The following is a 12051-nucleotide window of genomic DNA, read 5'->3' on the forward strand; positions in this document are numbered from 1 at the left end:
AAGGGAGAAGTCTTATGGTGAGAAATATTCAAGCAAAAAAAGGTTTAGAAATCGAATGTAAAGGTTGGGAACAAGAAGCAGTTTTACGAATGTTGTACAACAACTTAGATCCGGAAGTAGCTGAACATCCGGAACGTCTTGTCGTTTATGGTGGCATTGGTAAAGCAGCGCGTAACTGGGAAGCATTTGATGCGATTGTCGATACATTACGTCGCTTAGAAAATGATGAGACAATGTTAGTGCAATCTGGTAAACCTGTTGCTGTATTTAAAACGCATGAAGAAGCACCACGTGTACTTTTATCAAACTCTGTGCTCGTACCAAAATGGGCAACTTGGGATCATTTCCATGAATTAGATAAAAAGGGCTTAATGATGTACGGCCAAATGACAGCGGGTAGTTGGATTTACATTGGTTCACAAGGTATTGTGCAAGGTACGTACGAAACTTTTGCGGAATTAGCGAATCAACATTTCAATGGCTCATTAAAAGGTACAATTACATTAACTGCTGGATTAGGCGGTATGGGTGGAGCACAACCGCTTGCTGTTACGATGAATGGTGGTGTCGTTATTGGCGTAGATGTTGACCCAACACGTATTCAAAAACGTATCGACACGCGTTACTGTGACACGATTACACATTCATTAGATGAAGCTTTAGAAAAAGCTGAGAAAGCGAAAAAAGAAGGGCGTGCCATTGCAATTGGATTAGTCGGTAACGCGGCGGAAGTCCATCACGAAATTTTAAAACGTGGCTTCAAAATTGATATTGTGACGGACCAAACATCTGCTCACGATCCACTTAATGGTTATGTGCCTGAAGGGTATAGTTTAGAAGAAGCGGCAGCATTAAGAGATAGTGATCCTGCAAAGTATGTCACATTATCAAAACGATCTATGAAAAAACACGTTGAAGCAATGTTACAATTCCAAAAAAATGGTGCGATTGCATTCGACTATGGTAACAATATTCGCCAAGTCGCATTTGATGAAGGCTTAGAAAACGCATTTGATTTCCCAGGTTTCGTACCGGCATATATTCGCCCGTTATTCTGTGAAGGTAAAGGACCATTCCGTTTCGCAGCATTATCTGGAGATCCAAAAGATATTGAACGTGCGGACCAATTAATGCGTGAATTATTCCCAGAAGATGAAAAATTAATGCGTTGGCTAGATATGGCAAGTGAAAAAATCGCATTCCAAGGGCTTCCGTCAAGAATCGCATGGCTCGGTTATGGCGAACGTGCAAAAATGGGCTTAGCCTTAAATGAACTTGTGCGTACTGGTGAAATTTCTGCACCAATCGTTATCGGTCGTGACCATTTAGATTCAGGTTCAGTAGCATCACCAAACCGTGAAACTGAAGCGATGTTAGACGGTTCAGATGCTGTAGGGGACTGGGCAATTTTAAATGCATTAATTAACACAGCAGCTGGAGGTTCATGGATTTCAGTTCACCATGGGGGCGGCGTAGGTATGGGCTATTCATTACACGCAGGCATGGTAGTTGTTGCAGATGGTTCAGAACGTGCAGACAGAAGATTAGGACGTGTATTAACGACAGATCCGGGTATGGGTGTAGTGCGACATGCAGATGCGGGCTATGAAAAAGCGATTGAAACTGCCAAAACTCGTGGCGTTGATATGCCTATGATCACTAAGGAGGTAGAAACAGAATGACTTATGATTTACTGATTCAAAATATTAAAGAATTGATTTTACCAGTAACGACAGAGCGCCCTTTAAAAGGTAAAGATTTGGATGAATTAAATGTTGTCAAGCACGGTACAGTCGTGGTACATGAAGGGAAAATTGTCTATGCAGGGCCTTATACTGAAGACTACGAAGCACGCAACACAATTGATGCTTCTGACCGCGTTGTTTCACCCGCGCTTGTTGACGCACACACACATTTAGTTCATGGTGGCTCACGTGAACACGAAATGGCGTTAAAACGTCAAGGCAAATCATATTTAGAAATACTTGAATCAGGTGGCGGTATTTTATCAACAGTAGAAGCGACACGCCAAGCGACCGAAGATGAACTATTTAAAAAGGCTGAATATGATTTATTAACGATGGTGCATCATGGTGTATTAGCTGTAGAAAGTAAAAGTGGATACGGCTTAAACAAAGAAAACGAATTGAAACAATTGCGCGTTTCTAAACGTTTAGAAGAAAAATATGGTTTGAAAATGCGTCATACTTTTTTAGGACCACATGCTATTCCAAAAGAAGCATCGTCACAAGCAGACTTCTTACAAGAAATGATTGATTTATTACCAGAAGCGAAAAAATACGCAGACTTTGCAGATATTTTCTGTGAAACGGGTGTATTTACGTTAGAAGAATCAAAACGTTATATGGAAGCAGCGAAAGAACTGGGCTTAAGAGTGAAAATTCATGCAGATGAAATCGATCCACTCGGTGGTTTAGGCTTAGCGATTGAAGAAGATGCCATTTCTGCAGATCACCTCGTTGCATCAAGTGATAAAGACAAAGCGAACTTAAAAGATTCTGACACAGTAGCGGTATTATTACCAGGCACAACGTTCTACTTGGACAAAGAAAGTTATGCAGACGCTCGCGGCATGTTAGACAATAACGGTGCCATTGCGATTGCGACAGACTACAACCCAGGTAGCTGTGTCACAAACAATTTACAAATGGTGATGGCGATTGCATCATTAAAATTAAAATTATCACCAGCCGAAATTTGGAACGCAGTCACAGTCAATGCAGCAAAAGCCATCGATGTGGACGCGGGTACGATTAACGAAGGCGACGAAGCGAATATCGTCATTTGGCGTGCACCTAACCATGAATACATTCCGTATCATTACGGTGTGAACCATGTTGAAAAAGTCATTCAAAACGGACGTGTCATCGTTGACCGCCAACCACAACTATTAACATAAGCATAATGACAATAAACGAAGCGGATAAATACCTTGTATAAGAGGTTGCCATCCGCTTCATCTTTTTGTGAAATGCAGCACGCGCTGAATATGATAGGAACAGAAACGACGCCGTTGACTCCTCCCAAAATCCAATTTGGCTACCATCAAGTGTACATTTTAATCAAGCCAAATTGAGTTGAGGCAAGTCCAATCTCACTCTTTCCCATAAAGCGTGAAGTGTTTTTGGAACGCTGAATAACAATACTGTAGCGATACGATTGCCGAAATCGTGCGAGACTCCTGAGGCATCAGCTGAAACGGAAAATTCAATTCGGCTTCCACCAGGTGCACATCCCAATCGAGCCGAATTGAGTTGGAGTTTCAGCGCCTCGGAAAGCGCAGCACGGTTTAAGCAATCGTTAGATTATGCTCAACGCAATTGTAAACATAACAACCATGTATCAAAACCATCACCCAAAACCTAAAATAATCAACAAATCCCGATTGCTTTGATATAATATAATGCAATATAAGGGAGTCGGGGGGATGGAGATGCATCACACAATCCAAAATTACCTCACAAGCTGGAGAGGACACACTTTCCAAAACATCACAGCAGGCTTACTGGTTGCTCTAGCTATGGTGCCAGGTGCTATCGCATTTTCATTTATCGCTGGCGTTGGCCCAACAGTCGGCATATTCAGTACCGCACTCATGCTCATCGGAATCAGTTTTTTAGGTTCCCGCACATTAATGGTTTCTTCGCCGAGTAGTGGGGTCTCCATTGTCGCTGTGTTAATCACCTCAATGTATGGCCAGCAGATGCTCGTTGCAGCGATGCTCATCATGGGCATATTTCAAATCATATTCGCATTTTGTCGTGTGGATAAAGCGATACATAAAATTCCAGTACCGGTCGTTGTTGGATTTATGAATGCGTTAGCTTATTTATTATTTACCTCGCAACTAAAACATATTTTGGGTCACAATCTATCGACATACCTCTTTGCAGTGCTCAGTTTAATCATGATATTTTTCATTCCGCATATCACAGAACGTATCCCTGCTGCACTCATTATGATTGTCGTTTTATCCATCGCGGCCAAAATGTTTCATGTCGACTTAATGGTCGTACAAGATTTAGCGTATATCCAATTCGAAATGCCAACGCTCGGGTTACCTCAAGTTGATTTAACAGGGTGGATAGTTGTAGAACTCATCATTTTTGGCCTAATGTTAGCAATTGTCGCAACAATTCAAACGAGTTTAACAGCGCGAATGGTCGATCAGCTAACAAAAACCGCTAGCAGTCTCAATCGTGAATCATTTGGTCAAGGGCTTACAAATTTCATCATTTGTTTATTTGGGGGGCTTGCGGGAAGTGCGTTAGTGGGACAGTCGAAATATAACCTTAAATTAGGTGCAACGTCACGACTTTCAACTTTGGCAGCAGGTATCGTGATGTTGTTATTTTTAGTGTTATTAAGTCCACTCGTCGGCAACATTCCTATGGTCGTGTTAGCTATCGTTTTGACACGTATTGCGATGAACGCTTTTGACCGTCAAACATTGCGGTATATTGTCGAGCGACGTTGGACAGAATTCATGATTATGCTCATTACTTTTTTATTGAATGTCACCGCGCATAATTTAGCACTCGGGGTAGTCGTCGGCACAGCGGTTTATTATAGTTATCAACGGATTCAAAAATTTCGAAAAGGAAGGGATCAACATGGCAGCTGATTTAAAACAATTAATTGAATGGAGAAGATGGTTTCATCAAAATCCAGAACTTTCCAATGAAGAATTTCAAACAACAGCACGGTTACGAGAAATTTTAGAAAGTTACGATATTCGAATACTCGACTTACCGCTAAAGGTCGGGCTTATCGCAGAAGTAGGGCAAGGGGAAGAAATGATTGCGATTCGCTCAGACATTGACGCGTTACCCATTAATGAAAAAACAAACTTAGCGTATCAATCACAAAATGATAATGTGATGCATGCGTGTGGTCACGATATTCATATGGCTTCTATTCTCGGTACAGCAGTGAAATTGAAAGAGATGGAATCAGAATTGCCGGGACGTGTCCGTATTATTTTCCAATCTGCTGAAGAAACAGGTGATGGGGCACCCTCTGTCGTTCAGACAGGCGCATTAGATGGGGCGTTAGCGATTCTTGGCTTCCACAATGCACCAATGATAAAAGTCGGTGAATGGCGTGCAAAATCAGGGCATTTAACGTCAAATGTCGATCGTTTCAACATTCGTATTCAAGGTCGAGGCGCGCACGCAGCAATGCCTCAAGATTCAGTAGACCCGCAAATCGTCTTAGGACAACTTATTTTAAGCTTACAAACGATCGTGAGTCGCAACATTGCGCCTTATGAGGAAGCGGTCGTCACGATAGGTCAAATTCATAGCGGTCATACGTGGAATGTTATCCCTCAAGAAGCGATGGTAGAAGGGACAGTTCGCAGTTTTAAAGCAGATATTCGTGACCAAGTTGAAGACAGAATGACCCAAATTTGTGAAGGATTAGAAAAACAGTTTAATGTGAAGATTGATTTGGATTATCACCGTTTAACTGCCTCTGTCATCAATGATGAAACGTTACAAAATTTAGCGTTGGAAGTGGCACAATCAGTCGGTTATGAGACAGAAGTGTTACCGCGCGCACTAACGATAGGTGAAGATTTCTCAGGTTATCAAGCTGTGGCACCTGTTCATTTTGCGATGATTGGCTCAGACAGTGAATACCCACTGCATCACGAACAATTCCAGCCGAACGAACAAATTTTAGATAAAGTACCTGATTATTTTATTGCGTTCATTCAGCGTTTATGGGATGAACATTTAAGACGTTGACGGTCACAATGTTTTCATGTATTGTTTAACAGTAAAATTCAATTTTTCAAATGTCATTAAAAATGATTTTTTGCTTTTATAAAAGATATAAAAATAAAGTGAAGGACAAGTAGATCACACATATTCAAACAGGTGATTTGCTTTTCGTTAAGGAGATTTTTTATGTTAGAACAAGAGCATGAGCACAGTAGTCCATGGGCGCTCATTCCGTTAGTCGTATTTATTAGTATCTTTTTAGGTGCAGGTATCATCACGAAAGACTTTACTTTTATGCCGTTAAATGTTGCCGCGATTATCGGTGTCGTTGTGGCGTTAATGATGAACCGACGCGAAACATTTATGTCAAAGGTAGAAGTTTTTGCACGTCAAGCAGGACACGCTAATATTGTGTTGATGATGTTTATCTTTTTGCTTGCAGGGGCCTTTTCAAAAACAACTGAAGCGATGGGCGGTGTGACTTCCATTGTCAATTTAGGGTTATCATTTATCCCGCAAAATTTCTTGATCGTCGGACTTTTTATCATTTGTATGTTTATTTCTATTTCGATGGGGACGTCGGTAGGGACTGTAGCAGCGATTGCACCTGTGGGATTCGGTATTAGTGAAGCAACAGAAATCCCTGCTGCATTTGCGATGGCGACAGTGGTTGGTGGTGCAATGTTTGGCGATAACTTGTCCATGATTTCAGATACAACGATTGCCGCAGTCCGCACGCAAAAGACGCAAATGAGCGATAAATTTAAAGTGAACTTTCGTATCGTTGTGCCGGGTGCTATCGTCACGATTTTCGTTTTATGGTGGCTTTCTCACGGTTATGATGTGACACAAACGAAAACGTACGACTTCGAATGGGTTAAAGTGGTTCCGTACTTACTCGTATTAATTTTGGCGGTTATCGGTATTAACGTTGTGTTAGTGTTGTTAGGAGGCATTTTGTTATCGTCTCTAATTGGCTTGATTGATGGTTCATTTGACTTAGGAGGCCTATTGAAAGCAGCGTCAGAAGGCGTTCTTGGTATGCAAGACATTGCGATGATTGCATTACTCATCGGTGGTATGATAGGTCTCGTTGAACATCACGGGGGGATTACATGGCTGTTAAATTTCGTTAAACAACGCGTTAAAACACGACGTGGTGCAGAACTAGGTATCGCGAGCCTTGTCAGTGTTGCTGATATTTCGACAGCGAATAATACGATTTCGATTATTATGGCAGGTCCACTTGCGAAGGACATTGCGGAAGAATATGATATTGATCCGAGAAAATCGGCGAGTTTGTTAGATATATTTGGCAGTGCATTTCAAGGCTTTGTTCCTTATAGTCCACAGCTCATTGCAGCAGCCGGTGTAGCGAGCATTTCACCTGTGACGTTGTTGCCGTATTCCATTTACCCTGTGATGCTTGCGATTTGTGGGATTATCGCCATTCTGTTTAATCTACCGCGCTTACGTTCTCATCGCTAATTGGTTTTAGAGTGAATCACAGTCATAAAAACACACCTTCATTTAGTTCTTGATAGATTTAAGTTACAATAGAGGTCATCCGAAATGAATAAAAAGTAAGGAGAATGGAAGTGAAGCATATGCAAAATGAATGGGTAGAAATAGAGCTTGTCCGTTTGATGAAAACGACACCTTTGAATGCGTATCATGCGTGGCTAGACCCTAATCAATTAATACATTGGTTTATGACTTCACGCCGAACAAACCAAGTTATCGAAAATGATCCTGTTGAAGGAGGTCATTACCAAATTGTCGATTTACGTAAAGGGAAACGTATTGAAGTCATCGGCACGTATAAAACGTTAAAAGAAGGCGAGCAAATTGTGAAAACGATTCAGATGCCGGAATTGAGTGAACATGTTGATGAGATTGAAGTCTATTTTGAAGAACGATCACCGGGGATGACTGAGATGACGTTTCATTATAGAGGTATGTTGCCTAAAGAACGCCGATTGACCAACCTTGAATATAAGCAACAAAAGAAAGCTTATCACGACCATACAGCACATGGTTTTGAATTGATGTTTGATGTGTTGCAACGTGAATTAGAAGCAGAATTTGAATTGAATGAATAAGAATAGATGAAGAATAAACGGTACAGGCAAGTGCGCTGTGCCGTTTTTTTAATGCATTGAATCAAGCAGTGGATGACATCGACGTCATGCTACTGAAAGAGAGATGATGCATAGCCTATGAAATACGCATTTTATGGAAACAGCGTGCAGCTGTGTTCGCATGATAAATATCAATATTGCGCGTTGCTAAAGTGCCAACTAACGCACTCATCACTTCTGCAGTTGTCGTCACCTTCAAAATGTCTTTTGCAAAACTGTAAATGATACGTTCACTTTGGAAACCATTTAAAATATCAATCACTTTATCTTTAATAAACGGGTCGTCTAGACCGTCAATCATCATTTCAAAGCGATGTTCCTCGTGGGGGCGTTGGTGTAATGGTTTTATAGCATCAAGTAATTGGAAAGGCACAATTTGGTAAATGCGATAATGATGGAAGCTCATAAAACTAATCAAATAGGGCAAAGCTTGTTTCGGTAAATGAATTTTGAGTAGGTAATTTTGCTGATGTTTCAACCATTCTATTTGAATTGTGGCATGGAGGTTCATCCCATTTAATAACTTTAATAGTTTTCGTCTGGCAAAGCGACTTGTCATTTGATCTATATTTAAAATAAATGTCTCTATTTTATCGATTATCATTCTAATTCCCCATTTTAAATATTGTTGCATTCATTGTATCACGAGTCATTTGTATTTTCAGTAAGACTATAGATGTAAAGTGACCATGATATTTATGTATTTAAACTAAATATTTTTGTAAAAAGCATTGTACACCGCATTTATTTGTGATAATATTCTGCTTATTAATTGCATTGGGGAGTGAATGCCATGTTACAACGATTAGGTCGATTTGCATCTAAAACATTTTTATTATGGATGTTATTGGCGAGTATTACCGGGTTTTTAATTCCGGATATTTTTAAAGGATTCGGAACGTTTGTACCGTATTTATTAGGTATTGTTATGTTAGGGATGGGTTTAACTGTTACAGTTGATGACTTTAAATTAATATTGAAGGAACCGAAAGCTGTCTTAATTGGGATCGTTTTACAATATACGATTATGCCGCTTTCTGCATATGCGGTTGTGAAGTTATTTCAATTACCAGCTGATATTGCGATTGGTGTACTGTTAGTAGGATGTTGTCCAGGAGGTACGTCGAGCAATGTTATTAGTTATTTGGCAAAAGGGAATGTGCCATTATCTGTAACGATTACAACAATTTCAACCATACTTGCGTCGTTCATGACACCATTTTTAATGTTTGTATTAGCACAAGAATGGATGGACGTTTCGTTTATCGCGATGTTTATTTCAGTCGTTAAAGTCGTCCTCGTACCTTTAGTGTTAGGTATTTTAATTCAAAGATTTCTTAAACCTGTGGCACATGTGGGGGAAGACATCTTGCCAATTATTTCAGTTATTGCGATTTCAGTGATTTTAGGTGCGGTTGTAGCGGGCAGTGGTGAGCTCATTATTCAAACAGGATTGCTCATCTTTTTAGTCGTAGTGATACATAATGCGATCGGTTATTTGTTAGGTTTTTGGTTTTCGCATTTGTTTAAATTAAATTATACAGACCAAAAAACAGTTTCGATTGAAGTCGGCATGCAAAACTCTGGCTTAGCTGCATCATTAGCGACAGTCCATTTTAATCCTTTAGCTGCAGTACCAGGTGCAATATTTAGTGTGGTTCATTTAGTGACAGGACCGATATTAGCGAAATACTGGGCAGCAAAATCAAAATAATTTTTTAGAAAGAATAGGCGTATCATGTCGTTAAAGGCGATAGGATAGGGGCTATTCTTTTTCTTTTCATGATTCGCTATTGTAGGATTGCTAGCGGTTTTACTTTTTTATTAGGTTGTGCGAAAATAATGTTTAAATATATAAAATAATGAAGCCTTAAAAAGGGTGTGATGTAAAAATGATGATGAAAGTGCTACAAAATTACTTTATCACGGTCTCCATATTGTTTATGATGCTCGTGCTGTCAGTCGGCTTTTTGATGAATTTTCAGAATGGCTTGACGTTATTACTTTCATTGACTGCGATATTGACTATGATCAACTTTACCATTGAAACTTGGCTCTTACGCACAACATTATCAGAACGAAAAGTACGCTTTATTCAAACGCTTGTTTTTCCATTATCTATCATCATTATTGGTGTTGTCTGTTTCATACTCCTGCCAACTGTATCCTAATCATATCTATTGCAATCTCTAGATATAAAAAATATACTTTATTTAAATCATACTTGAATAACACTTGGAGGGGTGTATCGTGAACATTACTGGACATCATCATATCTCAATGTACACTAAAGATTTGGATCAAAACAAAGCATTTTATACGGAAACATTAGGCTTACACTTAACGAAAGAAACGGTCAACCAAGATGATCATGGCATGGTACACATTTTTTACGGTGACCAACAAAATTCACCAGGCACATTACTGACATTTTTTGAAATTCCAAATGCGGGTGCAATGCGTAAAGGAACAAACATGATTGCGAGAATTGGGCTACTCGTACCAAATGAAGCAGCACTCGATTTCTTTGAAGCACGCTTACAAGAAAAAGCGACGAACATTTCAAGAGGCACTTACATGGAACAACCGGCACTGTATTTTGACGATCCAGATACATTGTCATATGTCATGATGGTGAATGGCGATGCAGTAATTCCAAATGGATGGCAAAATCCAGTCGATAATGACATTCCTGCAGAGTATCAAATTTTAGGACTAGGACCGATTGAAATCCACGTTGCAGATGCACAGAAAACGTTAGACTATTTACGCGACACACTAGATTTTAAAGATAAAGCGCAATTTGGTGAGCAGTCAGTCGTTGCGATTGATGATCAAGGGTATTATTCAGACCTCGTAATCATCGAAAAAGACGGTCCTAATGTTCGACCAGGGCGCGGTTATGTTCACCATCACGCACTTGCAACAGAAAATGATGACACATTAAATCAACTCGTTTCACTACATGATCATTTAGCGGGCAAACATTCAGGTGTTATTGATCGTATTTGGTTTAAATCACTGTACTATCGTCAAAATAAAATTATGTATGAATTTGCAACGTTAGCACCTGGATTTTAACAATGAATGAAGAAACCGGAACCAAGAATTTAGGAGGAAGCAAGCATGTATCGCGCAGTCATTTTTGATTTTGATGGTACGATTATCGATACCGAACAACATTTATATGAAACAGTGAATCGTTATTTGAATGAGGCAGGTCATGCCAATATGAGCGCAGACTTTTATCGTTCGAATATTGGCGGACGAGCGCTAGGGATTCACCAACATTTACTTACTCATTTAGGAGAAATGTTAACAGATCAAGTCTATCAAGAACATTATGAGACAGCTGGACAACTGCCTTTAAGACCTGGTGTGTTAGAACTGATGCAACAACTGCATCAACGTCACATTCCGATGGGGATTGCTTCAAGTAGTACAAGACATCACATTGAGTCATTAGTTCAGAAGTTAGGTATCGAAAAGTATATTTCAGTGATTAAAGGTCGAGAAGATGTTGAAACAGTAAAACCTGCCCCTGATTTATATTTAGCTGCGGTACAAGCACTGAATTATAGTCCGACGCATTGTTTAGCAATTGAGGATTCAGTGAATGGTGCGACAGGTGCGATTTGTGCAGGACTTGATGTTATCGTGAACTCAAATCAATTCACGGCTCAGAGCGATTTTTCAGAATTGGACTTGCTTGCTAAAGATGTCGATTTGAGCCAAGTCGTCGCACAATATTTTGATGGAGTACAACGATGAGTTTAGAAATGATTTTATTTTTCATTGTGGCACCTTTGATTATTTTAGTCGGCAATTTAGTATTAGCGCCACGTTTTCAAAAGCATATTCCGATGCGCGTTCATCTGTTATCCGCTGCAACAGGACTCATCGTATACGCAGTGCTTGCTTCAATCATTTATTATTTTTTCTTACAAGGTAAAATTTAACGTTAAACGTAGGTGTCATACTCATTTGAGTGGGTGGTATCTGCGTTTTTCTTTTGGACTATGGCATGTGGCATTTGTTGCAAAAGAGATGGTGATAATGTGGAGCAGCGTAGTAACTAGGGATGTTTTTATCTCTCTGGAGTAACAAAGAGAAAGTTCATGACACCACAAGTTAAGTTCAACAATGATTCTGTTGTGATGTCA

12 protein-coding genes are annotated in these 12051 nt (G+C 39.8%); 11 read left to right on the forward strand and 1 reads right to left on the reverse strand.

The features are described 5' to 3' along the window. The first annotated feature begins 17 nt into the window (after positions 1-17). From hutU to P3U61_RS02185, 6 genes are all read left to right on the forward strand, one after another. Complete coding sequence (gene hutU / locus P3U61_RS02160; RefSeq protein ID WP_161193175.1) at positions 18-1682, forward strand: urocanate hydratase; 1665 nt, start codon at positions 18-20, stop codon at positions 1680-1682. Next, the gene (gene hutI / locus P3U61_RS02165; RefSeq protein WP_014613132.1) at positions 1679-2920 is read left to right on the forward strand and encodes an imidazolonepropionase; all 1242 of its coding nucleotides are present in this window, start codon (positions 1679-1681) and stop codon (positions 2918-2920) included. Before hutU ends, hutI begins: the two co-directional genes overlap by 4 nt. Positions 2921-3454: 534 nt before the next feature. Continuing rightward, positions 3455-4645 (forward strand): SulP family inorganic anion transporter, encoded by a 1191-nt coding sequence (locus tag P3U61_RS02170; RefSeq protein ID WP_233510563.1) that lies wholly within the window; start codon positions 3455-3457, stop codon positions 4643-4645. Further along, entirely contained in the window at positions 4635-5771 is a 1137-nt protein-coding gene (locus P3U61_RS02175) for a M20 peptidase aminoacylase family protein (RefSeq protein WP_187470673.1), read from the forward strand. The genes P3U61_RS02170 and P3U61_RS02175 overlap by 11 nt, the downstream gene beginning before the upstream one ends. 162 nt (positions 5772-5933) lie before the next feature. Then, positions 5934-7235 carry a Na+/H+ antiporter NhaC family protein gene (locus tag P3U61_RS02180; RefSeq protein ID WP_100006708.1) on the forward strand — a complete coding sequence of 434 codons (1302 nt, stop codon included), beginning with the start codon at positions 5934-5936 and terminating at the stop codon, positions 7233-7235. 104 nt (positions 7236-7339) lie between these two features. Next, entirely contained in the window at positions 7340-7849 is a 510-nt protein-coding gene (locus tag P3U61_RS02185) for an SRPBCC family protein (protein WP_020219778.1), read from the forward strand. A 115-nt stretch (positions 7850-7964) separates the two neighbouring features. Here the strand turns inward: P3U61_RS02185 and P3U61_RS02190 are convergent, their stop codons facing one another. Beyond that, positions 7965-8492 (reverse strand): hypothetical protein, encoded by a 528-nt coding sequence (locus P3U61_RS02190; RefSeq protein WP_020219777.1) that lies wholly within the window; start codon positions 8490-8492, stop codon positions 7965-7967. A 189-nt stretch (positions 8493-8681) separates the two neighbouring features. On the opposite strand from P3U61_RS02190, the gene P3U61_RS02195 reads away from it, so the two are divergent. The 5 genes from P3U61_RS02195 (at position 8682) to P3U61_RS02215 (ending at position 11847) form a co-directional block, all read left to right on the forward strand. Further along, positions 8682-9602, forward strand: a complete 921-nt coding sequence (locus tag P3U61_RS02195) for a bile acid:sodium symporter family protein (protein WP_015729556.1) — start codon at positions 8682-8684, stop codon at positions 9600-9602. A 178-nt stretch (positions 9603-9780) separates the two neighbouring features. Then, complete coding sequence (locus tag P3U61_RS02200) at positions 9781-10059, forward strand: hypothetical protein (RefSeq protein ID WP_014613139.1); 279 nt, start codon at positions 9781-9783, stop codon at positions 10057-10059. Positions 10060-10138: 79 nt separating this feature from the next. Further along, entirely contained in the window at positions 10139-10969 is an 831-nt protein-coding gene (locus tag P3U61_RS02205; RefSeq protein ID WP_015729555.1) for a VOC family protein, read from the forward strand. Between the two features lie 45 nt (positions 10970-11014). Beyond that, a complete protein-coding gene (locus P3U61_RS02210; protein ID WP_014613141.1) occupies positions 11015-11659 on the forward strand; it encodes an HAD family hydrolase in 645 nt (214 codons plus the stop codon). Continuing rightward, positions 11656-11847 carry a hypothetical protein gene (locus P3U61_RS02215; RefSeq protein WP_014613142.1) on the forward strand — a complete coding sequence of 64 codons (192 nt, stop codon included), beginning with the start codon at positions 11656-11658 and terminating at the stop codon, positions 11845-11847. Before P3U61_RS02210 ends, P3U61_RS02215 begins: the two co-directional genes overlap by 4 nt. Positions 11848-12051: the final 204 nt, after the last annotated feature.

This window comes from Staphylococcus pseudintermedius (assembly GCF_034042775.1).
Lineage (GTDB): Bacteria > Bacillota > Bacilli > Staphylococcales > Staphylococcaceae > Staphylococcus > Staphylococcus pseudintermedius.